Source organism: Jezberella sp. (assembly GCF_964834465.1).
Genome location: NZ_CBAZRM010000006.1, coordinates 93,502 through 118,069, shown reverse-complemented (window position 1 = coordinate 118,069; position 24,568 = coordinate 93,502). Strand labels below are relative to the sequence as shown.

Annotated in this window: 25 protein-coding genes and 3 tRNA genes; 13 read left to right on the top strand and 15 right to left on the bottom strand. The window is 51.7% G+C overall.

Translation table 11 applies throughout. The annotated features are described in order from the left end of the window. Window positions 1–7: 7 nt before the first annotated feature. A complete protein-coding gene (locus AC1W8Y_RS06275; protein ID WP_482013614.1) occupies window positions 8–1,630 on the top strand; it encodes a dipeptide ABC transporter ATP-binding protein in 1,623 nt (540 codons plus the stop codon). A gap of 68 nt (window positions 1,631–1,698) precedes the next feature. Here the strand turns inward: AC1W8Y_RS06275 and AC1W8Y_RS06270 are convergent, their stop codons facing one another. The 5 genes from AC1W8Y_RS06270 to mdeB form a co-directional block, all read right to left on the bottom strand. Beyond that, complete coding sequence (locus AC1W8Y_RS06270; protein WP_482013613.1) at window positions 1,699–1,953, bottom strand: hypothetical protein; 255 nt, start codon at window positions 1,951–1,953, stop codon at window positions 1,699–1,701. A 4-nt stretch (window positions 1,954–1,957) separates the two neighbouring features. After that, window positions 1,958–2,191 carry a hypothetical protein gene (locus AC1W8Y_RS06265; protein WP_482013612.1) on the bottom strand — a complete coding sequence of 78 codons (234 nt, stop codon included), beginning with the start codon at window positions 2,189–2,191 and terminating at the stop codon, window positions 1,958–1,960. Window positions 2,192–2,281: 90 nt separating this feature from the next. After that, complete coding sequence (locus AC1W8Y_RS06260; RefSeq protein ID WP_482013611.1) at window positions 2,282–3,298, bottom strand: alpha/beta fold hydrolase; 1,017 nt, start codon at window positions 3,296–3,298, stop codon at window positions 2,282–2,284. A gap of 51 nt (window positions 3,299–3,349) precedes the next feature. Beyond that, window positions 3,350–3,934, bottom strand: a complete 585-nt coding sequence (locus AC1W8Y_RS06255; protein ID WP_482013610.1) for a PIN domain-containing protein — start codon at window positions 3,932–3,934, stop codon at window positions 3,350–3,352. Window positions 3,935–3,948: 14 nt separating this feature from the next. Then, window positions 3,949–6,582, bottom strand: a complete 2,634-nt coding sequence (mdeB, locus tag AC1W8Y_RS06250) for an alpha-ketoglutarate dehydrogenase (protein WP_482013609.1) — start codon at window positions 6,580–6,582, stop codon at window positions 3,949–3,951. Window positions 6,583–6,912: 330 nt separating this feature from the next. On the opposite strand from mdeB, the gene AC1W8Y_RS06245 reads away from it, so the two are divergent. From AC1W8Y_RS06245 to AC1W8Y_RS06230, 4 genes are read left to right on the top strand one after another with little or no spacing between them, the layout of a single operon-like run. Further along, window positions 6,913–7,827, top strand: coding sequence for an amino acid ABC transporter substrate-binding protein (locus AC1W8Y_RS06245; protein WP_482013608.1), 915 nt, complete (start codon window positions 6,913–6,915; stop codon window positions 7,825–7,827). Between the two features lie 55 nt (window positions 7,828–7,882). Then, a complete protein-coding gene (locus AC1W8Y_RS06240; RefSeq protein ID WP_482013607.1) occupies window positions 7,883–8,632 on the top strand; it encodes an amino acid ABC transporter permease in 750 nt (249 codons plus the stop codon). 16 nt (window positions 8,633–8,648) lie between these two features. Beyond that, window positions 8,649–9,335, top strand: a complete 687-nt coding sequence (locus AC1W8Y_RS06235; protein WP_482013673.1) for an amino acid ABC transporter permease — start codon at window positions 8,649–8,651, stop codon at window positions 9,333–9,335. A 26-nt stretch (window positions 9,336–9,361) separates the two neighbouring features. After that, window positions 9,362–10,090, top strand: coding sequence for an amino acid ABC transporter ATP-binding protein (locus AC1W8Y_RS06230; protein ID WP_482013672.1), 729 nt, complete (start codon window positions 9,362–9,364; stop codon window positions 10,088–10,090). 35 nt (window positions 10,091–10,125) lie between these two features. Here AC1W8Y_RS06230 and AC1W8Y_RS06225 read toward each other — a convergent pair. From AC1W8Y_RS06225 to moaA, 7 genes are all read right to left on the bottom strand, one after another. Next, window positions 10,126–10,212 (bottom strand) — tRNA-Leu (locus tag AC1W8Y_RS06225). 138 nt (window positions 10,213–10,350) lie between these two features. Next, complete coding sequence (gene moaC / locus AC1W8Y_RS06220) at window positions 10,351–10,833, bottom strand: cyclic pyranopterin monophosphate synthase MoaC (RefSeq protein WP_482013606.1); 483 nt, start codon at window positions 10,831–10,833, stop codon at window positions 10,351–10,353. Next, on the bottom strand, window positions 10,830–11,459 hold the full coding sequence (gene mobA, locus AC1W8Y_RS06215) for a molybdenum cofactor guanylyltransferase MobA (protein WP_482013605.1): 630 nt from the start codon (window positions 11,457–11,459) through the stop codon (window positions 10,830–10,832). Before mobA ends, moaC begins: the two co-directional genes overlap by 4 nt. A 58-nt stretch (window positions 11,460–11,517) precedes the next feature. Further along, window positions 11,518–12,018, bottom strand: a complete 501-nt coding sequence (gene moaE, locus AC1W8Y_RS06210; protein WP_482013604.1) for a molybdopterin synthase catalytic subunit MoaE — start codon at window positions 12,016–12,018, stop codon at window positions 11,518–11,520. A gap of 12 nt (window positions 12,019–12,030) precedes the next feature. Continuing rightward, window positions 12,031–12,294, bottom strand: a complete 264-nt coding sequence (locus AC1W8Y_RS06205) for a MoaD/ThiS family protein (protein ID WP_482013603.1) — start codon at window positions 12,292–12,294, stop codon at window positions 12,031–12,033. Window positions 12,295–12,297: 3 nt separating this feature from the next. Then, on the bottom strand, window positions 12,298–13,533 hold the full coding sequence (locus AC1W8Y_RS06200) for a molybdopterin molybdotransferase MoeA (RefSeq protein ID WP_482013602.1): 1,236 nt from the start codon (window positions 13,531–13,533) through the stop codon (window positions 12,298–12,300). Between the two features lie 89 nt (window positions 13,534–13,622). After that, on the bottom strand, window positions 13,623–14,645 hold the full coding sequence (moaA, locus tag AC1W8Y_RS06195) for a GTP 3',8-cyclase MoaA (protein ID WP_482013601.1): 1,023 nt from the start codon (window positions 14,643–14,645) through the stop codon (window positions 13,623–13,625). 223 nt (window positions 14,646–14,868) lie between these two features. Here moaA and AC1W8Y_RS06190 point away from each other — a divergent pair, with 223 nt between their 5' ends. Genes AC1W8Y_RS06190 through AC1W8Y_RS06175 form a run of 4 tightly spaced genes read left to right on the top strand, consistent with a single transcriptional unit; the run spans window position 14,869 to window position 19,369 of the window. Next, window positions 14,869–15,798: a tetratricopeptide repeat protein gene (locus tag AC1W8Y_RS06190; protein WP_482013600.1), complete on the top strand. Its 930-nt coding sequence runs from the start codon at window positions 14,869–14,871 to the stop codon at window positions 15,796–15,798. Between the two features lie 34 nt (window positions 15,799–15,832). Further along, window positions 15,833–16,888 carry a tetratricopeptide repeat protein gene (locus AC1W8Y_RS06185; protein WP_482013599.1) on the top strand — a complete coding sequence of 352 codons (1,056 nt, stop codon included), beginning with the start codon at window positions 15,833–15,835 and terminating at the stop codon, window positions 16,886–16,888. Next, window positions 16,857–17,534, top strand: a complete 678-nt coding sequence (locus tag AC1W8Y_RS06180) for a glycosyltransferase (RefSeq protein ID WP_482013598.1) — start codon at window positions 16,857–16,859, stop codon at window positions 17,532–17,534. The genes AC1W8Y_RS06185 and AC1W8Y_RS06180 overlap by 32 nt, the downstream gene beginning before the upstream one ends. A gap of 41 nt (window positions 17,535–17,575) precedes the next feature. Then, window positions 17,576–19,369 (top strand): peptide ABC transporter substrate-binding protein, encoded by a 1,794-nt coding sequence (locus tag AC1W8Y_RS06175; RefSeq protein WP_482013597.1) that lies wholly within the window; start codon window positions 17,576–17,578, stop codon window positions 19,367–19,369. Window positions 19,370–19,398: 29 nt separating this feature from the next. On the opposite strand, the gene AC1W8Y_RS06170 is transcribed toward AC1W8Y_RS06175, so the two are convergent. The 3 genes from AC1W8Y_RS06170 to AC1W8Y_RS06160 form a co-directional block, all read right to left on the bottom strand. Continuing rightward, window positions 19,399–20,154: a metallophosphoesterase gene (locus tag AC1W8Y_RS06170; protein WP_482013596.1), complete on the bottom strand. Its 756-nt coding sequence runs from the start codon at window positions 20,152–20,154 to the stop codon at window positions 19,399–19,401. A 191-nt stretch (window positions 20,155–20,345) separates the two neighbouring features. Continuing rightward, complete coding sequence (locus AC1W8Y_RS06165; protein ID WP_482013595.1) at window positions 20,346–20,723, bottom strand: nucleotide pyrophosphohydrolase; 378 nt, start codon at window positions 20,721–20,723, stop codon at window positions 20,346–20,348. Window positions 20,724–20,925: 202 nt separating this feature from the next. Next, a tRNA-Ser gene (locus tag AC1W8Y_RS06160) sits at window positions 20,926–21,015 on the bottom strand. Between the two features lie 85 nt (window positions 21,016–21,100). On the opposite strand from AC1W8Y_RS06160, the gene tpiA reads away from it, so the two are divergent. From tpiA to AC1W8Y_RS06140, 4 genes are all read left to right on the top strand, one after another. Then, window positions 21,101–21,889: a triose-phosphate isomerase gene (tpiA, locus tag AC1W8Y_RS06155; RefSeq protein ID WP_482013594.1), complete on the top strand. Its 789-nt coding sequence runs from the start codon at window positions 21,101–21,103 to the stop codon at window positions 21,887–21,889. Between the two features lie 29 nt (window positions 21,890–21,918). Next, window positions 21,919–22,356, top strand: a complete 438-nt coding sequence (secG, locus tag AC1W8Y_RS06150; protein WP_482013593.1) for a preprotein translocase subunit SecG — start codon at window positions 21,919–21,921, stop codon at window positions 22,354–22,356. A 146-nt stretch (window positions 22,357–22,502) separates the two neighbouring features. Continuing rightward, window positions 22,503–22,587 (top strand) — tRNA-Leu (locus tag AC1W8Y_RS06145). Window positions 22,588–23,028: 441 nt separating this feature from the next. Next, window positions 23,029–24,240 carry a porin gene (locus AC1W8Y_RS06140; protein WP_482013592.1) on the top strand — a complete coding sequence of 404 codons (1,212 nt, stop codon included), beginning with the start codon at window positions 23,029–23,031 and terminating at the stop codon, window positions 24,238–24,240. Window positions 24,241–24,568 lie beyond the last annotated feature (328 nt).

The window sequence follows — 24,568 nt, the reverse complement described above, 5'->3', positions numbered from 1 at the left end:
TAAGCACATGACTGAGCGTCGCTCTCTCGTATTATCGGTAAAGGGTTTGAGTATTCGTTTGCCCGCAACGGCTGATCGACCTTATGCCGTGCATGACATCAGCTTTGATGTGAAGCAAGGCGAGATTGTCTGTTTGTTGGGTGAGTCGGGGTCGGGTAAGTCGGTGATAGCTCAGGCAATCATGGGCCTGTTACCTAGAACTTTGTTGACGACAGCGGGTGATATTTCTCTGTTAGACGAGTCTGTGGTGCAGGCAAGTGGCGAGCGTCTTAGACAGTTGCGCGGCGAAAAAATGGCGATGGTCTTTCAAGAGCCAATGACGGCCTTGAACCCTATCATGACCTGTGGCGACCAAGTGGATGAACAACTTTGGCAACATACCAAATTATCGACAAGCGAACGCCGACAAAAAGTCTTGGACATTTTTGCACGGGTAAAATTACCTTACCCAGAACGTATGTTTCGTTCTTATCCGCATCAGTTGTCTGGTGGGCAAAGACAACGCATCGTGATTGCGATGGCGCTGATTCTGAAACCGGCGTTGTTGATCTGCGACGAGCCAACCACTGCGCTCGATGTCACCACACAAGCTGAGATTCTCAGTCTGATTGCAGAGCTGCAAGCGCAGAGCAATACTGCGGTGTTGTTCATCACGCATGATTTAGGGGTGGTGGCAGAAATCGCTGATCGTGTGGTTGTGCTGAAGCTCGGCGAGATGGTCGAGCAAGGGGATCGGCTCGATGTCTTGCAACAGCCGAAAGCACCCTACACACAAATGCTTTTAGCGGCGGTGCCAGGGTTAGTGCCCAAACATCGCGAGCCGGTGACGCAGGCTTACCCTTTATTGCAGACCGTGGGTTTGTCTAAGACTTATTGGACAGGCGCTTGGCCTAAGCGCAAACATCGTGTCGATGCCGCCAAAAATATTTCACTGCAAGTGTTGCCCGGTGAAACCGTCGGTATTGTGGGCGAGTCCGGGTCAGGTAAATCGACCGTCGCTCGTTGTATCGCCAGGCTCATCGATCCCAGCGCTGGTGAGATTTTTGCAGATGGTTTATCTATCGCGAAAGTCACAGGGCGTGCGCTTTATCCGTTTCGGCGAGTTGTTCAAATCGTGTTTCAAGATCCTTATCGTTCATTGAATCCTCGTCGAACGGTGGGCGAGGCGATTATTGAAGGCCCGTTGAATTTTGGTGTGCCACATGCCGAGGCCTGGAAGCAGGCCGAAGAACTCATGCATCTTGTACGGTTGAGTCCCGATGCCCTGCACCGTTATCCTAACGAGTTTTCAGGCGGTCAACGACAGCGGATTTCAATTGCAAGAGCGCTGGCTTGCAAACCTAAAGTATTGATTGCCGATGAAGCGGTATCTGCCCTTGATGTGTCGGTGCAAGCACAGATTCTTGAGTTGCTCGCCGAAATACAGCAACGATTGAACATCGGTATTCTCTTTATCACGCATGACTTGCGGGTTGCCAGTCAGATTTGTGATCGCATCATTGTGATGCAACGAGGCGAGATTGTAGAAGAGGGTAAGACCCAGGAGGTGTTTGTTAACCCTCAGCACATCTACACGCAAACGTTGCTGGCAGCAGCACCGGGTCGTGGCTTCCAGTTTGGGATAGCTTAGACGTCAGGTCTGAGCTTTAATTGATTTCACCATCGTGGTAATGATGACAAAGCAGCTTCAAGGCGTCGTCAAGGGGTATAGCGTGCCGCGTAAAAAACTGCGGCAAAGAGGCTCGGCAAAAGCGTGACGAGTACACCCGACATCCATTTAATAATCAGCCAAGTTTGGGTGGTGAGCTCTTTGTGAAGCGTGGTCTCAACCTTTTGAATAGCGCAGTTCATGTTTTGAATCGTGCAGTTCATTCGGCCCTCAAGATGTGCAAGATCTTCGCGTGTGGCGAGCGTTGGTATGAGGGCTTCTAAGCGAGTGAGACGAGTTTGCATTTGGCTAGTGAGTGTAGCGTGCCGCGTAAAAAACTGCGGCAAAGAGGCTCGGCAAGAGCGTAACGAGTAAACCCGACATCCATTTAACAATCAGCCAAGTTTGAGTGGTGAGCTCTTTGTGAAGCGTGGTCTCAACCTTTTGAATAGCGCAGTTCATTCGGCCCTCAAGATGTGCAAGATCTTCACGTGTGGCGAGCGTTGGTATGAGGGCTTCTAAGCGGCTGAGGCGAGTTTCCATTCAGTCATTTTAACGAATGGAGTAGCTGGATTTCAATCCGTACTCAACGTCTATTTTGTAAGAGATTGCAACGCACTTCCTGCCTTGACGTTAGACCTTCGCGAGCAACCCTGTAATCGCCTGTGTAATGAATGCAGCGTCTTGAACGTTGGCAGACGGCAAGCCAGCACGATGCCCCCAATCTGACTCAATGGGCAAGAGCTTAGCGTTAGGCATCTGCTCAACTTCAAGTCGATTGTCTTGAACTTGAAAATACAAATCGGTTGAGCCAGGCATGATCAGCGAATCAGCCGTAATCGCTCGCAACGCCGCCTTGAAATCACCGTTGTATTTCTCATTGGCAGCAATGTTCGCATTCTGCCAAGCCCACAAATGCGTCAACAGATTGTTGGCATCGCGTTTCAGGAAGTTCGCTTCCCAAGACATGACCAAAAAGTCTTCGAGTGACGAGAATCCAGCGCTACGCCATAATTCGTCCCGATAAAACGTTTGTGACATCGCCATCGCTGCGTAGTTGCGACCCATGGCTCTGAGGCTTTTTTCTGGCCGGCTCACGAAGGTGCCGTTTTGAAAAGCAGGATCGGAAGTTAACGTGGCTCTGACGCCTTCGATAAACACTTGGTTGTGAGGCGAGCATTTAGCGGCGCCGCAAAGCACCACCATGCGCTTAACCATCTCAGGGTAGTAAGATGCCCACTGGTAGGCTTGAAGGCCTCCCATCGACCAACCGCAAGCCATTTCAAGGGAGTGGATGTCGAGGTATTCGGTCAGTAGCTTGTGTTGAACTCTGATGTTGTCCAGAATCGTAAAGTATGGCCACCGGTTGCCTGTAAAGGGTTCGGTCGCATTGCTGGGTGAAGATGACAACCCGTTGCCGAACAGATTGGGCACGACGACAAAATATTTGTTGGTATCGAGTGCCTTGCCGGTGCCGATCAGCCAATCGACGTCATAGTGATGCGCTGCAAACGACGTCATGTACAAAATCACATTGGATTTATCTGCATTCAGCGTGCCGTAGGTCTGATACGCCAGTTGCGCGTTGCGCAAGGTGAGGCCAGATTGAAGCACCACATTGCCAGCATGAAAAATTGGGTAGTCGGTCATGATCAGTCCCTATCAATTCGGTTGTTCATTTTGCATCGACGATGAGATATCTTAACCACGGATATCCTCCGCGGCATAGAGCGCCGCTAAACGAAAAAGTCTTTCTCTTTTCAAAAAGTTCGCCATTGAATCCGGTTGACGGCGACCATCCTTGATTAGCTGTGCAACAGCAGCCTCAAGGGTCGTCAGAATCAAGGCTTGTTCAACGGGCCACCAACGGGCCAACAGCGTATCGGGATCACTTAAGCCCAATTCGTTTCGTCTGAGTTCAGAGCGCCTGAAGTCTTTGAGGTTCCAGGTCAGGATGATGGTTTCGCTAGACGTATCCTTTCGGCGCGAAGAGATGCCTGCTGCGATCACATGCCAGTCTTTTTTGTCACTCTGACGTAAACCTTCTTCCAAAGCACTGACGTCGCCTTGATTCGCGTTCGGAAACCGCTCATCCATCAGGCGCCATTCTTGAGCCAGCAGGTCACCCGCGATCGGCCATAAGCGAGCCGCGTTGCGTCGCCACTCTTGCCCAATCCGCTCAGACCATACGGGATTAAAGAGCCCCTGTTCGGCCATCGCTAGCAGCGCCGGGCGCAGCACACCTGACATCAGTACACAGGCATCTAAAACGAGCGTAGGTCTCAAGATACTGACTGCTGTCACGCTAAGGCAAACAGCGCCGTTTGAACGATGTGAGCGGCGTCAACCCCAAAATAATCTCTGAGCGCGGCACGCGTATCACTGCGGCCAAAGCCGTCGGTGCCTAACGTCAGAAAACCGCGGTCAGACGGTATGTAAGCTCGCACCGTCTCAGGCACCATCCTGACATAATCGGTTGCTGCAATCACTGGTCCCTTACTCTGGCTCAGTTGTTGCCACAAGAAGGGCTTATCAGACGAAACTTGACCCTCAACGAGGTTTGCCGAGATGGCTGCTTGCTGATAACGGATGCCGTCACGGGCAAGTTCGCTCCAGCTGGTCACGCTGTACACAAAGACGTTGATGCCATGATTGGCAAGTGTCTCGGCAGCTTTGATGACCTCTGTCAGGATCGCGCCAGAGCCTAAAAGCGTCACATAGGGTGACCCACTGGCGGGTTTGGTCGGTGCGTAGGTGTTAAATAAGTAGCAACCTTTGATGACTTGATCTGCGATATCAGCTTTAAGCGTTGGTTGAGCATAGTTCTCGTTCATCAGCGTGACGTAATAAAACACGTCTTTCTGGTCGATCAACATGTCGCGAATGCCTCGGTCGATGATGATGGCCATCTCGCCCGCGAAGGCTGGGTCGTAAGCTTTGCAATTTGGGATCGTGGAAGCATGCACATGGCTGCTGCCATCTTGATGCTGCAAACCCTCGCCGCCCAAGGTGGTACGACCGGAAGTTGCACCCAACAAAAAGCCACGAGGCCGCTGATCTGCAGCTGCCCAGATTTGATCGCCCACTCGTTGAAAACCAAACATCGAGTAATAAATGTAAAAAGGCAACATGGCTAATCCATGCACGCTATAGCTCGTTGCGGCGGCCGTCCAACTGGCAATCGCGCCAGCCTCAGAAATGCCTTCCTCCAAGATCTGTCCGTCCAGGGCTTCACGATAGCTCAACACTGAACCGATGTCTTCGGGTGCATAGCGTTGCCCGACACTCGAGTAAATGCCGACTTGCTTGAACAGATTGGCCATGCCGAACGTGCGTGCTTCATCGGCAACAATGGGCACAATACGTGGCCCGAGTTGGGTGTCTTTGAGCAGGCCGCCGAGCATGCGGACGAACGCCATTGTCGTACTCATTTCTTTACCGTCGGCTTGTACTGCAAAACTGGCGTACTGCATGAGATCTGGCACTTGGACCATGTCACAGAGAATTTCTCGCTTAGGCAAAAAGCCACCAAGGACTTGGCGATGCGATTGCATGTATTGCATTTCTGGGCTGTCGTTGGCGGGGCGATAAAAGCTGAGCGAGGTCGCTTGCTCATCGCTCAAGGGTAGATTGAATCGGTTTCGAAACTCAATCAGGTCGGTTTCATCGAACTTTTTCTGGCTGTGTGTGGTCATTTTTCCTTGCCCCGCGCTGCCCATGCCATAGCCCTTCTTGGTGTGCGCCAAGATGACGGTGGGTTGGCCTTGATGGTTGGCAGCAGCGGCGTAAGCCGCGTGAATCTTGACCAAGTCATGCCCACCGCGCTTGAGTCGATCGATCTGTTCGTCAGTCATCCCTTGCGCTAGTCTTGCCAGTTCTTCATCTTGTCCAAAGAACGTGTCGCGGTTGAAGCGGCCGTCTTTGGCGGCGAACGTTTGCATTTGACCGTCAACCGTGTTGGCAAACGCACGGGTGAGAGCACCTGTCAGGTCGCGCGCGAAGAGCCCATCCCAATCACTGCCCCACACCAGTTTGATGACGTTCCAGCCGGCACCCAGAAACAGCTTCTCGAGCTCGTCAATGATGCGGCCGTTGCCACGCACAGGGCCGTCCAAGCGTTGCAGATTGCAATTGACGACCCACACCAGATTATCGAGACCTTCGCGTGCCGCAAGCGTGAGAGCGCTCATGGATTCAGGTTCATCCATCTCGCCATCACCAAATACGCCCCATACCTTGCGGCGGTTGCAGTCCAATAAATTGCGATGGGTCAGGTAGCGCATGAATCGTGCGTGGTAAATCGAACTAATTGGGCCGATGCCCATCGATCCCGTAGGAAACTGCCAGAAATCTGGCATCAGCCACGGATGAGGATAGCTCGACAAGCCCTGCACGCCTTGCTTGTTCGCTTCGATCTCTTGGCGGTAATGCAAGAGGTCTTGCTCGGTCAACCGGCCTTCGAGATAGGCTCGTGCATACACGCCCGGCGCACTGTGGGGCTGAAAGAACACCAGGTCACCACGATGTTGACCGGGCTCAAGCCCTTCGCGGGCGTGAAAGAAATGGTTGTAACCCGTCTCAAACAAATCCGCCGCACTGGCGTAACTGGCAATGTGACCACCGAGTTCGCCATAAGCTTGATTGGCTCTCACCACCATGGCTAGGGCGTTCCAGCGCATCAGTGAGGCGAGTCGCTCTTCGATGGCTAAATCCCCGGGGAAAACGGGTTGCTGATCAACCGAAATGGTATTGACGTAGGGCGTGTTGAGTTCAGGTTGCCAACCAATTTTGGCTGTATGAGCTGTTCTGACTAACTCGTCGAGTAAAAATTTTGCACGCTCAGGCCCTTGTGTTTGAACGATAGCAAGAAAAGCCTCTCGCCATTCGTCGGTTTCAAGATGATCGCTGTCATGGTTTTTTAATGGGCTAAGCATGCTGGGTTGTGTACGATGAGTTGAGTGATAGGCGACTAGATCAATGGGCTGACAGTTGAAAAAACTTAATCATGACATCCCAGCTGTTACTGGAGGAAAAGTTCGGTTTTGGGTTGACCGCTGTTTTTCAATAAGCGCCCCATTTTAGTGATTTAACAAGTCCATGTGGGATTTTTTTGCACTGAAACGTGCGCGAATCGAGAGACCAGCGCTCGCCAATTGGTGGGTGCGCATCAGGGTAAACAAGTGCTGGCTTTTTTTGTCTGTTGCGGTGCAAAATAGCGACGTGTCGAAGTTTTTTCAATGACTTAATTTAACGCGAGGTCTTGCATGAAGAAATATATTCAGTTGGGTGTATTGGCAGCGATGGGCATTGTCCTCTCAAGCGCTGCCGTGGCGCAAGAATTGACCGGTACGCTGAAGAAAATTAAAGAAACCAATACGATCACCATTGGTCATCGCGACGCGTCAGTCCCCTTCTCTTATTACGATGACAAGCAGCAAGTTGTTGGTTATGCCGTCGACATTTGCATGGCCGTCGTCAACGAAATCAAGACCAAGCTCAACTTGCCGAATTTGCAAGTCAAATTGAATCCAGTGACTTCAGCGACTCGCATACCCTTGATGGCCAATGGCACGATCGATCTCGAATGCGGATCCACCACCAATAATGCTGAGCGTCAGAAGCAAGTGTCATTTGGGCCAAGCTATTACTTGACCGCAAGCCGGTACGTCTTTAAGAAAGGGTCAGGCATCACCGATATCGCGAGTTTGAAAGGCAAGACCGTGGTGTCAACCGCAGGTACAACCAATATCAAACAAGTTGTTGAAGCGAATACGGCGCAAAACTTGAATCTGACCGTGTTGACCGCCAAAGATCATCCTGAGGCTTTTTTGATGGTTGAGACTGGCCGGGCAGCAGCCTTTGTGATGGACGACATCATCTTAGCGGGTTTGGTCGGGGCATCTAAAACACCCGGCGATTTTGAAATCTCTAAAGACGCGTTTTCTAAGGCTGAGCCCTATGGCTTTATGATTCCACGCGATGATCCTGCCTTTAAAAAGGTGGTGGACGAGGCAGCGGGCAAACTCTACACATCCCCAGCCATGTTGACCCTGCATGCGAAGTGGTTTGAGAAGCCCATCCCACCGAAAGGCATCGTATTGAATCAACCGGCCTCAGATCAACTCAAGCGGGCATTTGCTCATCCAAGTGATAATCCCGATCCCGATTCTTATAAATAATTAGCACCTGACCGCTAACCCTGTCTCATCTGGCAGGGTTTTTTTGTGGAGCACCATGAATTACAAATGGAATTGGGGCATCCTCTTTGAGATGTCGCCAGAAGGGCAAGGCTCTTATCTGCAGATGCTGCTGTCGGGCTTGAGCTGGACGCTCATCACGGCGGTCTGCGCTTGGGTCATCGCGTTTGTGCTTGGTTTGGGGGTGGGTGTGTTGCGCACCTTACCTAACCGCTTTGGGCGCCTGCTCGGTAATGCGTATGTTGAGTTATTTAGAAACATCCCTTTGTTGGTTCAGCTGTTTCTCTGGTATTTCGTGATCCCAGAGCTCGTACCCAAGCACTTAGGGGACATGATCAAACAAATGCCTAACGCTTCGTTCTACACGGCTGTCGTGGGTTTGGGCTTGTTCATGTCGGCACGTGTCGCCGAACAAGTGCGCGCTGGTGTCCTGTCGTTGCCGAAGGGTCAAAAGCTGGCCGCGATCGCAATGGGCTTAACGCTGGCACAAACCTACCGCTACATTTTGTTGCCAATTGCTTTGCGGGTCATGTTGCCCCCGATGACGTCTGAGTTTCTCAACACGATTAAAAATACATCGGTTGCGTTGACAATCGGCTTAATGGAGCTCACCGCCAGAGCTCGATCCATGCAAGAGTTTTCTTTCCAAGTGTTCGAGGCGTTTACAGCGGCAACACTCTTATATCTGGTGACCAATTTGGTGGTGACCTTTTTAATGCGCAAACTTGAACGTGCAGTGGCTGTGCCCGGGTTTCTGGGGCATCCACCCAGCGCTGCTACTCATTAAAGGCGGTTAGGTCGTGTTGAGCAATTTCGATTTTGATGTCATCGCCAGATCTTGGATGTATCTCTTGCGGGATGGGATGAGTTTTACCTTGACGCTGACCGCACTCGCCGCGGCCAGCGGCATTGTGCTGGGGACCTTGATCGCGATGATGCGATTATCCAAGTTTGTCGTGCTGCAGAAAATTGCCACGGGTTATGTGAATTTGATTCGCGCGTTGCCGTTGGTCTTGGTTATTTTCTGGTTCTATTTTTTGTTGCCTTACATCGGGCAGTGGGTGACAGGCGCCGCTCGACCTATGACGGTGGGGGCGTTGACGTCCGCCTTTGTAACCTTCTCGTTGTTTGAGGCGGCTTACTTCTCAGAGATCATGCGGGCCGGCATTCAGGCTGTGCCCAGTGGGCAGACCAATGCAGCACGAGCACTCGGGATGACCTACCTGCAAGTGATGGCGTATATCGTTCTGCCACAGGCTTTCCGATCCATGATGCCGCTTTTGCTCACACAAACGATTGTGCTGTTTCAAGATACGTCCCTGGTCTACGTCCTGTCAATTACAGACTTTTTGGGGGCAGCAAGCAAGGTGGCGCAACGAGATGGTCGTCTCGTCGAAATGTATCTCTTTGCTGCCATTGTTTATTTTGTGATTTCGTTTGTCGCGTCATTTGCTGTAAAGCAATTGCAGCGTCGTTTGGCTGTTGCTTAATTTAGAGACCCATCATGTCAGCAAAAATGATCGTCATTGACGATGTATCAAAATGGTACGGTAACTTTAATGTCTTGAAAAATTGCACAACACATGTCGCGCGAGGCGAAGTGGTCGTGGTTTGCGGGCCCTCGGGATCAGGTAAATCCACTTTGATTAAGTGCGTCAATGCGCTCGAACCATTTCAACAAGGCAAACTTTTTATTAATGAGCAACCGGTTCACGATCCGAAGACCAATTTGCCCAAACTGCGCAGCCAAGTCGGCATGGTGTTTCAGCATTTTGAATTGTTTCCGCATTTGAACGTGACCGAGAATTTGACCTTGGCTCAGGTCAAAGTTTTGGGGCGAAGCAAAGAAGATGCACTGACGCGTGGCTTGAAGATGTTGGATAGGGTAGGCTTGACTGCCCATAAAGATAAGTTTCCGGGGCAACTGTCTGGTGGGCAGCAACAGCGCGTCGCCATCGCGCGTGCATTAAGTATGGATCCGCATGTCATGCTGTTCGACGAACCTACCTCGGCACTAGACCCTGAAATGGTGGGTGAGGTGTTGGATGTCATGGTGGGTTTGGCTAAAGAAGGGATGACCATGATGGTCGTGACCCACGAAATGGGCTTTGCCCGTAAAGTCGCCAATCGAGTGATCTTTATGGATCAGGGTGAAATTGTTGAGGACGCTGCGAAAGAAGATTTTTTTACTCAACCCAAAAGCGATCGGGCCATTCAATTTTTATCTAAGATTCTGCAGCATTGAACTTGACGGTACGTCAGACGTCTTGCGCGCTTGTCTGGTGCCCGGGACCGGAATCGAACCGGTACACCCGTAAAGGCGAGAGATTTTAAGTCTCTTGTGTCTACCAATTTCACCACCCGGGCGGGGTAGCTATCCTGTGGGTCAGGATTTTTCTAAGGGGCAGATTGTACGACAAAGTTGAGACTTGTGGACGACCACGCAATAACCCTTCTCTTTGCCGCGAGCAACGGCTTAGTCGTTAAGTTGCAATGCCGACTGAGTTAGGTATCGGCCACCCAACTCCCTGATTTTCCGCCATGTTTTTCAATTAATTTAATCGCATTGATGACCATGCCACGGTCTACCGCTTTTAGCATGTCGTAGATAGTGAGCAGGGCAACGCTCACGGCAGTCATGGCTTCCATCTCAACGCCGGTGCGGCCAACGGTTTCTGTGGTCGCCGTGCAGGTCACTACGCTGCTGGTCTCGTTCAGGCTGAACTCGACCGACACATGACTCAGAGGCAGGGGATGACAAAGCGGGATGAGCGTGCCTGTTTGTTTGGCCGACATAATCCCTGCCAGTCTCGCTACGCCTAGAACATCGCCTTTGGCTGCAGTGCCCTGTGCCAGCTTTGCAAAGGTCGCCGGATGCATGGTTATTGTGCCACTGGCTACCGCCCTGCGGTGAGTCTCATTTTTGTTTGACACATCCACCATGTGCGCATGGCCCGCTGCATCAAAATGGGTCAGATCAGCGCTCACGATGACTGATCCTTTTCTTGCAGCATTGTCGCGTCATTAAAATTCATAAAGGCATTCGCCTCATCGAAATGAACAGCAATGGCACCCGCTGCGTTGAGCCAGTCGACAATTCTGCCGGGTTCAGCATCCAGAAACTTCGACAATGAAGGCCCCACCGAGGGTTTGAGTAAACAGCAAAGAGGATGCGGGCCATCGGCCGTCGTGGCATAGACCCCTCGAGCGCTCGGCTGATCCGCTAGTGCTTGATGCAATCGCTCAGCGAGGTCCAGCGGGACAGCTGGCGTGTCGCAGGGCAGCACCAAGAGCAAGGGTTGTCGGCAACGTAATAACGCTGACTCAACCCCAGCCAGTGGCCCGAGGTAGCCTGGTCGATCATCCGTCAGCACCACATTACCGGTCTGTTCGTACGCATCGAGATTGCGGTTGGCACTGATGGTGATTCGATGCGGCACGACGCTTTGATGCTTTAAGCGATCCAGGACGTGTTCGATCAAAGGATGTCCCTGCCACATGATCCAACCCTTATCCCGACCCGCCATGCGACTGCCACGGCCACCTGCTAACACCAAGGCTTCGTAGTAAAAAGCCGGTTCGTCGATGGGTTCTAGAGGATTTGGATCTGTCATGTCAGCTTTAGTGGTGGAAGCGAAAGTAGTCAATGTGAATTTGGCGATCGTGGGTTGCTTATGTTCGAGACCAACGGGTGGCAGCGACTGAATCCGTTTCCCGCGCTTCAATCCAGCGCGGCCCTGTGGGTGTCCATTCTTTCTTCCAGAAGGGGGCTTCTGTTTTTAGATAGTCCATCATGAATAGATTGGCTTCATAGGCGTCATGTCGATGCGGGCTGGCTGTGAGTACCATCACGATCTGATCGCCGGGATACATTTTACCGACGCGATGCACAATGCGAGCCGCCTGCAAAGGCCAACGCTGTGACGCTTGGGTCGCAATCTGGCACAGGGCTTTCTCAGTCATGCCAGGATAATGTTCGAGCTCAAGCGCAACGACATCGTCTGCGAGATTCAGATCTCGTACCAAACCAATAAAGCTGACCACTGCACCAATACTTTGATCACCTGCGAGCAAATCTGTGTGTTCTTTCGCCAGATCGAAATCCTCGGCTTGTACGGCGACAGAGATCCTCGTGGATATCAGTTCAAGCACATCGCTCATTTGACTCGTCATCGTGCTGATTCCTTAGCCACCCGTCACGGGTTTGAAAAGTGCAATCTCTGCATTCGCCGGAATGATCGCAGTGATCTCCACCATTTCTTGATTCAAGGCAATCCGAAAGGCCTTGTCACCGCCCAATTGCTCTTGCCAGACCCCGCCGCGCTCACACAGCCAATGAAGGAGGTCGCTCAGCGTCGAGATGTCGTCGGGCAGCTCTAGCTTCTCTTGGCTGCAGCCGAAGAGTTCTCTGAATTGCGCGAAATAAAGCAGCGTGACGGGGCAGGCCATGAGTTAACTCAGTAAGTCTGACAGTGCCAGATAGCGCAGCGTGTCGCCTTTTTGTATTTTAGTGCCGGCGGCAATATCTGCCAGGCCTTCAGCCCAAGCAAGACTGCTCATCACCCCAGAGCCCTGATTGGGATAAAGCTCAAGCACGGTTTTACCTGCGGCATCAATCTTGCGTGCGACTCGCAAAAATTCGCGGCGGCCATCCGGGCGAGGCCAGTCGAAGCCAGCCACCGCCTCAAGATACTTGAGGTCAAAATCTTTCAAACCCATGCGTTTGGATAAAAAAGGCCGTGCCATCAATAAAAACGTCACAAAGGCGCTGACGGGATTGCCCGGTAAACCAATAAAGTCAGCCTTGCCCACTTTGCCGTAAGCCAAGGGCTTGCCTGGTTTCATGGATATCTGCCAGAGATCAAGTTGCCCCAACGCCTGCACAGCACCTTTGATATGATCCTCTTCACCCACTGAAACACCACCACAGGTCATGACGACGTCGTTTTCACCGGCCGCTTTCGTCAAAGCTTCACGAGTGGCGAGGGCTGAGTCTCGCACAATGCCGTAATCACTGACCACGCAACCAAGCTTAGTGAGCAGACTCACGATGGCATAGCGATTACTGTTGTAGATGCCCCCGGGTGCCAGGGGTTGACCCAGTTCGGTCAGCTCGTCGCCGGTCATAAAAACGCCCACTTTCAAGGGCTCATAAACCGCGACGGTTGCAACACCGATCGAGGCAATCATGGCCAGATGCTGGGGCCCAAGTTTGACGCCAGCCGGCAAGATTTCGGATTGAGCCTTAATATCTTCGCCACAAAACCTAACGTTTTGACCTAGTTCAATCCTTTGAGTGAGTTTGACGTCTGTCCCTTCGACGGCTGTGTGCTCTTGGGGCACGACAGCGTTGCAACCTTGCGGGATGGGTGCGCCAGTAAAAATCCGCGCAGCCGTATTCGGTTCGAGCCAAACGCCTGTCTGCCCAGCTGCGATACGTTGAGTCACGGCGAAGCTCTCGGGTAATGACGCGAAATCAGCGACATTGAGTGCGTAACCATCCATCGCTGAATTATCAAAGCCCGGAACGTTGATCGGTGACACGACCGGTTCGGCTAACACACGACCCAACGCATCAAGCAGCTGAACGCTCAGCGTCGGACGGCACTCGGCAGCAGGCTCAAGAGCTTGCTCAAGAAGGTGCAGCCTTGCTGCGTCGAAATCGAGTAATTGGACACGTGGTTTCATAGGCCGATTGTATGCTTTGTTTGGTCTGCATACTCACGCAAGCCGAAGGGGCAAAAACAAACGTTATGTTGAACCGAAACAGCGAAAACTTAGCCGCCAGTCTGCGACATGAATCGGATAATTTTGGTGGGCGCTTCACGAAACTCATGCTTCTCAGGCTTGAGCTCAATGCCTTCCCTCAGGCGTTGAACCAAGTCTTCGTCTGAGCAACCGTCGCGCAACATGGGACGAAGCTCAACTTTCTCTTCCTGCCCCAAGCACATGTATAGCGTGCCAGAGACTGAGAGCCGAACGCGGTTACAGGTTTCGCAGAAATGTTGACTGATCGGCGTAATTAAACCAATCTGCCCACGACCGTCTTGTGTGCGCCAATAGCGTGCTGGCCCACCCCCCATTTCTTTATTAATCTCGGGGATCAAATCGAATTTGTCGCGCAATTGATCCAGGATAGGACCTAAGGGCGTATAACCAGAGCCCAAGCCCGTGCTACCCATGGGCATGGTTTCGATCAGTCGCAGGATGAAACCTCTGTCCATGCAAAACTTCGCCATGGCTTCTACCTCGTGCGCGTTTACACCAGGCATGACCACCATATTGAGTTTGATCGGTGAGAAACCAGCTGCCTGCGCTGCGTCAAGCCCTGCCATGACGTCGTCGATCGAGTCGCGGCCGGTAATTTGTGTGACGCATTCACGATCCAGACTGTCAAGGCTGATATTCAAGCGACGCACGCCAGCGGCACGCAAGGCGGTGGCAAATTCAGGTAGACGCGATCCATTGGTCGAGAGCGATAAATCTGCGATACCTGGCAAAGCGCTTAACCGCGCGGCTAGATCGGGCAAGTTGCGTCTAAGCAGCGGTTCGCCGCCGGTCAAACGGACTCTTGATGTGCCCAGCTTGGCAAAAGCACGGACCACACGTTCGATTTCGTCAAACGTCAACCAGTCTTTTGGCTCTTGGTAGCCCTTGAAGCTTTTCGGTAGGCAATAGGTGCACTTCATATCGCAACGATCTGTTACAGATAGACGCAAGTACTCGATCCGTCGTCCGAAGCGATCGATTAAAGGGGCATTGCCTGCGACTGTGGTTTGAAGTGCCGTGTTTGTCACCATAGACCCTATTGTGCGACTTTTATCGGTTTTTCGCTACTTGGCACGCGTCTTTGTAGGGGTAATCTGAACCAATCCTCCAGTTTGAGGTCATACCTAAGACAAAAACCTAGGGGATTCACTCATACTTGATGTGAAAAAGGGGGCTTGTGAACTGCGGTCACCACCCCCATGTAACGAATTGTTGCGGTATTGTATGTTTAGTTCTTTTTCAGGAGTTTGCGCTATGTTACGTCGTTCAATGATTGGACTGATGTCTGCGTTTGTATTAGCACTATCTTGTGTCATGGGGCAGGCGATTGCCGCAGAACCCAGTATGCAAGAGGTATATCAGGCGGCGCAATCGGGTAATTTCAAAGCCGCCCAGAGCATGATGGATCAGGTGCTCAAAGATCACCCCAACAGTGGAAAGGCACATTTTGTACAGGCCGAGATTTTTGCCAAAGAAGGCAAACTCGATCGCGCCAAGGCCGAATTGGCGACAGCTGAGCAACTCTCGCCCGGCCTGCCGGGTGAGAAGCCCGAGGCCGTGCAAGCTCTGCGCAAGTACCTTGCTTCAGGCGGCGTTGTAGCGAGTGCGAATCAGGTCAAGCAAGTCGTCGTGCAACAGGTCAAACCATCCTTCCCGTGGGGCTGGGTCATCGGTGGCTTGGCGTTGATGGGGGTGTTGTTATATGTTGCTTTCGGCCGCAAACAAGCACCCACCTACGCACCCATGCCGACCAACGGTGCTGGCCCTACACCGACGTTTGGACGCGGTTTTGGTAATCCTGTGCCACCGGCGGGCCCCGCGGGTGGGATGCCAGGCCAACCGATGGGCTATCCACCCGCAGCGCCGCCAGCACCTGCTGCACCTGCTGCCGGGGGACTGGGTTCAGGTCTGATGGGCAGCTTGGCAACCGGTGCCGCCCTTGGCGCTGGGGTTGTCGCTGGCGAGGCGCTGATGCATCGTGTCATGGGTGACGGTCATCACGACAGGGGTTCAAATGATTTCATGTCTCCTGCCTATGCGGCACAGCCTGATCCGTCTTGGGATAACCCTGCGCCCCAGCCCTTTGACATGGGCGGGCAGAACTTCGGGGTAAATGATGCCTCGTCGTGGGATGACGGTGGTGGCAATGACGGTGGTGGCGACGGCAGTAACGACTGGGATTAAGGTGAATCTGTCTATCAGGGCGCTTTGAACATTAATGACGAGTGCTTCGCAGTCCCCGTTACAAGTTGCGGTTGGCTATCTTCAGTCAGGGCGTTTTGCTGACGCTGAAAAAGCCCTGAGGAAAGTGCTGGCCCAACAACCAGATCATTTTGATGTTCAGCACTTGCTTGGTATGGCTTTGCTGCAGCAAGGTAAGGCGACCGAAAGCGTCAGTTTTTTGCTTAAAGCGACTAAGCTAAAGCCTGACGACTTTGGTGCCAACTACAACTTGGGTTGTGCTTTGATTGCTCTCGGTCAACACCACAGGGCCTTGGCGTTTCACCAGAAAGCCATCACGCTCGATCCGCGATCTGTCTGGGCGCAACTCAATTACGGCATCAGTCTGGCTGGATCGGCTCAGCCGCTTGCGGCGATCACACAGTTTGAATATGCGCTCACCCTGGATGAATCATTGCCCGCTGCCTGGGACAACCTCGCCAAGGCTTGCCATGAGGCGGGCAACTTGGATCGGGCGCTGGTTGCTTATCAGAAGGCTGCAGTATTAGACCCGCTCAGAGGTTTGTCGCATTTCAATTTAGGTGTCATTTTCACTGCGTTAAAGCGCTTTGACGACGCGCAAGCTAGCTATCGCCAGGCGCTGAGTCTGCAACCGGATTTCGTTGATGCGGGCATTAACCTTGCCAACCTTTTGTTCGAAGCTAAGCAAATTGAAGCTGCTGTTCATGTCTTAAGCGATCTCTACGCCCGAGTACCCGATGCACCCATGCTGCGCGGATTGCTCTTGCATATGAAAATGCACGGTTGTCACTGGACTGGCATCGAGTCCATGCTCAAACAGATTGATAAAGACGTCAAGAAACATCAACTCACCGTGCAGCCTTTCGCCTATCAAGGATGGGCTGAGTCAGAAGCGATGTTGAAGAAAGCCGCGCAGGTGTATTCAAAAGCCATGCACCCCGGTCAAGTTCGACCAGGTGTTCAGATAAAAGCTAAAGAAAAAATAAATATTGGTTACGTGAGCGGTGAGTTCCGTCATCAAGCAACGGCGCTGTTACATCATGATGAATGGCCGCTGGCCGCTCGGCTTTGAGAATTTGCAACGCATATACGAAAGTGCTGAGGTGATTTTGTCGATCTCGGCAGACACGACAAAAATGATCCTGCTGGCTTACCCCACGCTTGATCCTCGCAAAATCCTTCAAGTGCTACCGAGCGTCGGTGAGGTTTATCTTGATCGCGATCTGGCCGCACCAGTGCGTCGAAAATCCGTGACCTATATGAGTCATCGGCTACCTGATCACGCGGCCAAGGTTTGTTATTTTTTACAACCCTACTTGCCAACCGACTGGGCCCTCGTTGAGATCGGTAAGTTGAAGGCAGACGCTGTCGCCAGGGCGCTGAGCGCCAGTTCAATCTTTATGTCTTTTTGTGATTTGGAGGGCTTCGGGCTACCCCCCCTTGAGGCCGCCTTTTGTGGCAATGTTGTGGTTGGCTATACTGGGCAAGGCGCAAGAGAATATTTTGAAGCACCTCTGTTTGAAGTCATTGAGAGCAGCAATATTCACGCTTTTGTGCTCGCTGTCATTCAAAAGATCGACGAGGTGGACAACGGTTTGCCAAAGCAACCCGCTTTGATTGAGCAAGTCAGACGATTGAGAAGCCAGTATTCAGTGCAAAGACAGAGAGAATGTCTGTCTGTGTTTGCGGATCGGGTTGCAGAGGTGATGCGACATTAAAACTCAGATGTCAAAATCGGAGGCCAGCGAGGATTAACGATATGAACGAAAACGAGATTCATCAGCTGATCGATTGCGTAAAAAGCCACAAGATGTCTCGGCAGCGCTTTCTTCGATGCATGGTTGGGGTAGGTTTGACCGCGCCGATCGCATCCCAGTTGTTGGCGCATGCAGGCGTTGCGCAGGCGGCCTACCAAGCTGATTATCCGCCCACCAAGCGAGGGGGTGGGGGTGCACTGAAAGTCCTGTTCTGGCAAGCCCCGACGCTGCTGAATCCGCATTTCGCCTCGGGTACCAAAGATCAGGAGAGCTCGCGTATTTTCTACGAACCGCTGGCCGCTTTTGATAATGACGGTGGCCTGATTCCTATATTGGCTGAAACTATCCCCAGTGTTGAGAACGGTGGTGTCTCGAAAGACGGCCTTTGGGTCATTTGGTCTTTAAAAAAGGGCGTGACCTGGCACGACGGCAAACCCTTTACGGCAGATGATGTTGTGTTTACCGCCAGCTATGTCTCGAACCCAGAGACGAGTTCGGCTTCGATTGGTTCGTACCGGGGTCGCAAATTTACCAAGATCGATGACCATACGGTTCGGATTGATTTCCCGCAGCCGACGCCGTTCTGGTCCGATCCTTACTGCGGTATTTATGGCTGCATTTTGCCCAAGCATTTGTTTGAAAACTATACCGGCACCAAGTCGCGTGAAGCGCCAACAAACTTTGCACCCGTTGGCACAGGGCCCTACAAGTTTGTTGAGTTCAAACCAGGCGATATGCTCAAAGGGGTGATCAACCAGAATTACCACGAAGCGAATCGCCCGTTCTTTGATAGCATCGAGCTCAAGGGTGGGGGGGATTCGACCTCAGCGGCCCGCGCAGTGTTGCAAACCGGCGAGTTTGATTACGCTTGGGGTCTGCAAGTCGATGACGAAGTGCTCAAACGCCTTGAGCAAGAAGGCAAGGGCGTTGTGAAATTGCGATGGGGTGGTAACGTTGAACTTGTTGTGTTCAATCAAACAGACCCATTCAAAGACGTGGATGGCGAGCGCTCTAGTATTAAAGCGCCACACCCGATTTTGTCTGACCCTAAAGTGCGTGAGGCACTGGCGTTGCTGATTGACAAAGAAAGTATTCAGAAATTCATCTATGGCCGAACCGCTCGCGTGACCGCCAATTTCGAAAACGGCCCGCCACAATTCGTGTCTAAAAATACGAAATCAGAATTCAACATCGAGAAGGCGAAAAAGCTACTCGATGAGGCCGGTTGGGTGCCGGGTGCTAACGGGATTCGAAGCAAAAACGGTCAACCGTTTAAGCTGCTGTTTCAGGCGTCAATCAATGCCCCGCGCCAAAAGTGTCAACAGATCATCAAGCAGGCTTTTCAGAAGGCAGGTATTGACGTTGATCTGAAACAGGTCGCGCCATCGGTCTTCTTCTCGACTGATATCGGCAACGACGACATCTACCTCAAGTTCTATGCCGATATGCAGATGTATACGACGACACAAGTGCAACCTGACCCTGAGCGATTTATGGATCAGTTCGTTTCAACGGAAGTTGCTTGCAAAGCCAACAAATGGCAGGGGCGTAACCTATCGCGCTATGTGAACCCCGAATACGACCGGCTGTACGGTCTTGCGCAGCATGAGCTGGATCCCGTCAAACGTGCGGCGCTATTCATTCAGATGAATGACCTTGTATGCAACGCCCATTGCATCGTGCCGCTCTACCACGGCTCGTCTAACTCAGCCAACCTCAAGTCGTTGAGGACCGCTAAGTCGGGATGGGATAACGAGTTGGCGATTTTGAAGGATTGGTACCGGGTAACCGAGTGAGGGCGTTCTCGGTCTTGATAACCGGTTAGCTAATAATGAAAAAACTCCATTGTTCTCGGGTTCACGGCACTAAGGTAACCCTGTGACTTGGATTTGCCACAACCCGTATCAATAAAAATGTGTGAACCGATGCGTATAGGTTTTGGCACAGGCGTGTGACCGCAAAAGGAGGGAGAGAGACCTGGTGTCTGGTGCGCCGGCAGTTTTTTGGACTGCTTGTTTGCGGTTAGGATGCCACGACCCCAAAGTAGACGCTCGTGCACAGTAATCGTGTATTGCCCTGCGTCGAGTTGCTCATCGTTGCCGAAGAATTCAGCATGAAATACGTTGAAACGATGCTCGTTGCATTTGATGTCGGCCATGTCGTCATTCAAACTACTGCCGTTGGCGAGTTCTTCATTGCTCAGGTGGCCAACAGTGATGACAACAGGTAGCTTGTTGAGTTTCTCTGCGTATCGCCTCAATTGATCACGATCAAGCGATTTGCCCCACATCCCCCCATTTTGATGCCAAAAATCGGGCCCGTGAGCGGGATCTCGGTAGGCATCTACCAGCATATCTTCGTGATTGCCTTTGACCGCGAAGAACCAAGGTTCATCGAGCAGCGTGAGGCACTTGTCTGATTCTGGTCCTCGGTCAATCAAATCACCAACCGAGAACATGCGATCAGTGGATTCGTTGAATTGAATCATCTTAAGCAATTGCTGAAGGCGATCGTATTCACCGTGCAGATCGCCGAGGACGAAGTCACGACCAAGCTGATTATGGGCAAATTTCCTTAGCACCACTTGCTCCTCTTATCCGCCACCGACAAATGTTGAGACAATGGCATCTTGGTTACTGAACGTTGATCCCAATGCCTTAACCCGGTTAGCTATTTGTTATTGAAGAATGACATCCTCAATGTTGTTGTCGTCATGATCCTTTAAGAATTGTCGTTTTATTGATTCGTAGACGATCACAGTGACACCTTAGTCTAGAGGTCTGTGTATTTTTTGCTTGAACAACGTGATTGTTCGGCTGGGTACTTGATGGCATTGAGCGCCAATTTATCGGCGGCTGCTTGGTTGAGATCGATCCCTAAAACTGATGACAGTCGCACCAAATACAACAGTACATCTGCTATTTCTTCTTTAACGCTGTTCGCAGTGCCTGGATGACGCGCTGCCTCCCAAGAGTCGCCTTCACTCATCCATTGAAAGATCTCGGTGAGTTCGCCAACCTCGCCACTTAATGCCATGACTAGATTTTTAGGGGAGTGAAACTGACGCCAATCACGTTCATTCGCAAATGTATCAAGTGCAGACGCCAACTTCTCGGCATCAATTAGCTTCTCATCCTTTCTCTCGGTCATATTGCTGTTGGCTCATTGGGGTAGGGGAGACTAGGTATCGCGAGGTGCGCCATGCGTCAGAAACAATTCGTTGTAATTGTAATAGTTGACTGTAACGCAAAGGGGCTGAAGGTGATGGATCGCTCAAATCGGGGCGTCCAAGGGGTAGGGCCCGCTCATTGCGTTTTGCATAGACGAAAAAAAAGCCCACAGTTGGGGCTCTTGGCGGAAGCGGTGAGATTCGAACTCACGGAGGGCGTGAACCCTCGCCGGTTTTCAAGACCGGTGCCTTAAACCGCTCGGCCACGCTTCCTGCTAAGCCCGTTATCATACCCCATTTGCGGCGGATATGAGGCTACAATGCTAGGTTAGCTGACAAATTTGTCGATAAGATGATCATGACTGTTTCCTCTGCACCTCATTCAAGTGATGCCGCTGGCGTTGGCGCTAAGCCAATTCTAGTCATGGGCAACTGGAAGATGAACGGCAGCTTGGCCTCAAACGCCAAACTGCTGGCCGATCTGCGCGCAGGGTTTGCGGCGCAGGCAACCAAGACCAATATCCAGTTTGCGGTCTGCGTCCCAGCCCCTTACTTGACGCAAACGTCTGAAGCCTTGACGGGCAGTGCCATCACGTATGGTGCCCAAGACGTCAGTGCACACGAGGCTGGGGCTTATACCGGTGAAGTTGCCGCCTATATGCTCAAAGATTTTGCGTGTGATTGGGTGCTGGTTGGTCATTCAGAGCGTCGCTCAATGCACGGTGAAAGTAGTCAGCTCGTCGCAGACAAAGCAAATGCAGCGCTTACTAAGGGCATCACTCCAGTGGTTTGTGTGGGTGAGTCTCTGGCTGAACGCGATGCAGGGCAGGTGCACGAAGTCATTGCACAACAGTTGGCCCCAGTCATTGCGCTGGGGGCCGAGTCGCTCAACAAGATGGTGATCGCTTACGAACCCGTGTGGGCCATTGGTACGGGGCGCACCGCGTCGCCAGAGCAAGCGCAAGAGGTGCATGCCGGGATTCGCAAGGCGCTTCATGCTGCTGGCACCCCCGCGGTCAAAGTTTTGTATGGTGGTAGCGTGAAAGCGAGTAACGCGGCCAGTTTATTTGCAATGCCTGATATCGACGGTGCGTTAGTCGGTGGGGCATCTTTAATTGCTGAAGAATTCTTGCGCATCGGCGCCTGATTCATCAGATTGGTTTTCGGAGTCTTTCAATGTCGTTGATGTTTAATATTTTGTTGGTGATTCAGATCATTGCGTCGCTCACCATTATTTCGCTGGTGTTATTGCAGCAAGGTAAGGGCGCCGATATGGGGTCGTCTTTCGGGGGCGGATCCGCCGGTAGCCTGTTCGGTGCCACTGGAGCAGCAAACTTCTTGTCACGAGCAACCAAGTGGGCAGCCGTTGTCTTTTTCATTACTACGATTGGCTTGGCCTATGTTTCTAATCGCGGCACGAGAGGGCAGGATACAGGCGTGATGCAGAATTTCACGCAAACACCACCATCAAGCACACCAGCAACGCCCGCGACACCGGCCGTGCCATCTTTGCCTGGCGCGTCATCCGTCCCGTCCGCTGCGCCCTCAGTCGCACCCGCAACGGTGCCGATTGTACCTGCGCCAACGATGCCGACCGCACCAGTTTCCAAATAAATTGCCTTGGCGCGCATTGAATGCAATCGATGCGTGCTACAATTTTTGGCTTAGTTTGAATTCGGATGTTCGGTCATCGAACAGCTTGACAGCTCTCAGGTTCAGTCAAGTCGACGTTCAAACAGATCTAAAGATGCAGTGCTCATGCCGACGTGGTGAAATTGGTAGACACGCTATCTTGAGGGGGTAGTGGCGAAAGCTGTGCGAGTTCGAGTCTCGCCGTCGGCACCAGTCTTTAGATCATCAGGCTCTACCCGGCGCTACCCCATCCTCCAGTCGATCGATCCCCTTTGATTGGCCCACCTCCCGACCGGCTGATCTGCATAGCTGTCGCAACAGTTCTGACCCCGTCTGCCTGTGCACCAATAGCGCCACCTTCAATATCCCACCTGCAGTGTCCTAGTGCCTCACGCACTCAGTGGTGCTGTCATACGGGGGCAAATCCAAGCACACTCTCGGCTAAGCATATTTTTATTTTTTAAAAATAGTTGGTTTATAGGCTAATTAGCTGTTGTTTTTTATTTATTTATTCATTTCAAAGTAAAATTTGTAATCTAAATGTCATAAAAAATCGCTGTAATGAACGGTCTTTGCCTCTGGCAAGATGGGTTGAACTACGACAACGTAGTTTTGTGCTTCATTTCAACGATAAAAAATCCTGGTTCGAATTCAATGAAAAAAACGCTTCTCGCCGCCACCTTGTTGGCTGGTTTCTCTACTGTTGCGCTCGCAGAGTCAAACGTGACACTTTATGGCCTTGTTGACGCGGGCTTAAGCTTTACCAATTTTTCGTACACCAACAATGCGGGTGTCAACGCGGGGTCTTCACAATTCGGCGTTCGTAGCGGTGCCGAGCAAAGCAATCGCTGGGGCTTGAAGGGCGAAGAAGACCTGGGTGATGGCAATGCCGTGGTCTTTCGTCTTGAGGCTGGCTATAAATTAGGCAACGGCGCTGCTGCCGATAGCACGCGTACGTTCAACAAACGGTCATACTTTGGATGGCGGAATTCAACCTGGGGCACCGTTAAGTTTGGTCGCCAAACGACAACAACCTATGACTGGATGGGGGAAGTGACTGATCCGTTTCTCATTCATGGCAGCCAAGTATCGTCGACCTCGACCATCGGTTGGGCCGCGAGTACTAACGACAATATGCTGACCTATGAAACCCCTGAGATGAATGGCTTTCAAGGGCGGGTAGGCTATTCGTTTGCTACCGGCAATCAAGCTTATTACCAAACCACGACAGCAAAAGGGGCGACGACGTTCCTGTCTGATACCGGGACGGCCTACAACTTCAATACGCAGAACAATACGACTGCTTTGACGGCGGGTGTTCGCTATTCGAAGGGGCCTCTTTATTTGGTTGCCACCTACGAACAGTACAACCCGAATCAGAATGTGGTCGGTGGGTTGAACAACATCACTGCCTATGTGCTGGGTGGCTATTACGATTTCAATGTCGTCAAAGTGTATGCAGATTTTGCCCAGCAACACAACGGTTTGGCGGGCGGCGGTAGCACTCAGGCACTTGGCGTATCGACCACTGATATTACTGATGCGTCTGCGAGCGGCAATTCGACCTACAACTTGATTTTTGCACCTGGTGTTTCGACCAACAGTTATTTGCTTGGTTTGTCTGCGCCTGTCGGTGCCAACGGGCTGTTCAGAGCGTCGTGGCAGATGGCTCAGCCCAATGGATCCTTCTCTGCCAATTCGACGACTGTATCGTCGGCAAATGAGAATGTGTATAGCTTGGGCTATGACTACAACTTTTCTAAGCGCACCAATCTCTATGCGTTTGCGTCTTATGCAAGCAACTACACCATGGTCAGTGGCTTGAATTCGACACAGTTCACCGTCGGTTTGCGTCACAAATTCTAAAGTTAAATTTAACTTTTTGGTAGTCAGAAGGGAGCTAGGCAGCTAAGCCATTGCTCCCTTTTTTGTGATTGCGTACGATTGCTCAGCGCTTAGGCTAAGATAAGTTTTGCCATTGCCTCATGGGGTAAACCCTGTTGTTTTGACCCCAAATGTTAAAAACTGTTGTTATACGCCAAATAGCTTACAGATTTTCGCACTTTCAAGGTGGGAACTATGGTCATAAAACTGAAACTTTGATGAAATAACACCAGCTTCCGTTGATGGAGTTAGTGGGTGACAAGCAAAAATCAGCTCATCGCCTTAGTTTCTTAAATCATCCGAGATTTGT

Bases quoted from the DNA above. Each gene is read 5' to 3' on its own strand.
- AC1W8Y_RS06260 (WP_482013611.1), bottom strand. From the start codon at position 3,298: ATGACCGACTACCCAATTTTTCATGCTGGCAATGTGGTGCTTCAATCT.
- tpiA (WP_482013594.1), top strand. From the start codon at position 21,101: ATGACTGTTTCCTCTGCACCTCATTCAAGTGATGCCGCTGGCGTTGGC.
- AC1W8Y_RS06275 (WP_482013614.1), top strand. From the start codon at position 8: ATGACTGAGCGTCGCTCTCTCGTATTATCGGTAAAGGGTTTGAGTATT.
- AC1W8Y_RS06140 (WP_482013592.1), top strand. From the start codon at position 23,029: ATGAAAAAAACGCTTCTCGCCGCCACCTTGTTGGCTGGTTTCTCTACT.
- AC1W8Y_RS06200 (WP_482013602.1), bottom strand. From the start codon at position 13,533: ATGAAACCACGTGTCCAATTACTCGATTTCGACGCAGCAAGGCTGCAC.
- AC1W8Y_RS06190 (WP_482013600.1), top strand. From the start codon at position 14,869: ATGTTACGTCGTTCAATGATTGGACTGATGTCTGCGTTTGTATTAGCA.
- moaA (WP_482013601.1), bottom strand. From the start codon at position 14,645: ATGGTGACAAACACGGCACTTCAAACCACAGTCGCAGGCAATGCCCCT.
- AC1W8Y_RS06205 (WP_482013603.1), bottom strand. From the start codon at position 12,294: ATGGCCTGCCCCGTCACGCTGCTTTATTTCGCGCAATTCAGAGAACTC.
- AC1W8Y_RS06265 (WP_482013612.1), bottom strand. From the start codon at position 2,191: ATGGAAACTCGCCTCAGCCGCTTAGAAGCCCTCATACCAACGCTCGCC.
- AC1W8Y_RS06240 (WP_482013607.1), top strand. From the start codon at position 7,883: ATGAATTACAAATGGAATTGGGGCATCCTCTTTGAGATGTCGCCAGAA.
- AC1W8Y_RS06175 (WP_482013597.1), top strand. From the start codon at position 17,576: ATGAACGAAAACGAGATTCATCAGCTGATCGATTGCGTAAAAAGCCAC.
- AC1W8Y_RS06270 (WP_482013613.1), bottom strand. From the start codon at position 1,953: ATGCAAACTCGTCTCACTCGCTTAGAAGCCCTCATACCAACGCTCGCC.
- AC1W8Y_RS06185 (WP_482013599.1), top strand. From the start codon at position 15,833: ATGACGAGTGCTTCGCAGTCCCCGTTACAAGTTGCGGTTGGCTATCTT.
- AC1W8Y_RS06180 (WP_482013598.1), top strand. From the start codon at position 16,857: ATGATGAATGGCCGCTGGCCGCTCGGCTTTGAGAATTTGCAACGCATA.
- mdeB (WP_482013609.1), bottom strand. From the start codon at position 6,582: ATGCTTAGCCCATTAAAAAACCATGACAGCGATCATCTTGAAACCGAC.
- AC1W8Y_RS06165 (WP_482013595.1), bottom strand. From the start codon at position 20,723: ATGACCGAGAGAAAGGATGAGAAGCTAATTGATGCCGAGAAGTTGGCG.
- AC1W8Y_RS06230 (WP_482013672.1), top strand. From the start codon at position 9,362: ATGATCGTCATTGACGATGTATCAAAATGGTACGGTAACTTTAATGTC.
- secG (WP_482013593.1), top strand. From the start codon at position 21,919: ATGTCGTTGATGTTTAATATTTTGTTGGTGATTCAGATCATTGCGTCG.
- moaE (WP_482013604.1), bottom strand. From the start codon at position 12,018: ATGACGAGTCAAATGAGCGATGTGCTTGAACTGATATCCACGAGGATC.
- AC1W8Y_RS06245 (WP_482013608.1), top strand. From the start codon at position 6,913: ATGAAGAAATATATTCAGTTGGGTGTATTGGCAGCGATGGGCATTGTC.
- mobA (WP_482013605.1), bottom strand. From the start codon at position 11,459: ATGACAGATCCAAATCCTCTAGAACCCATCGACGAACCGGCTTTTTAC.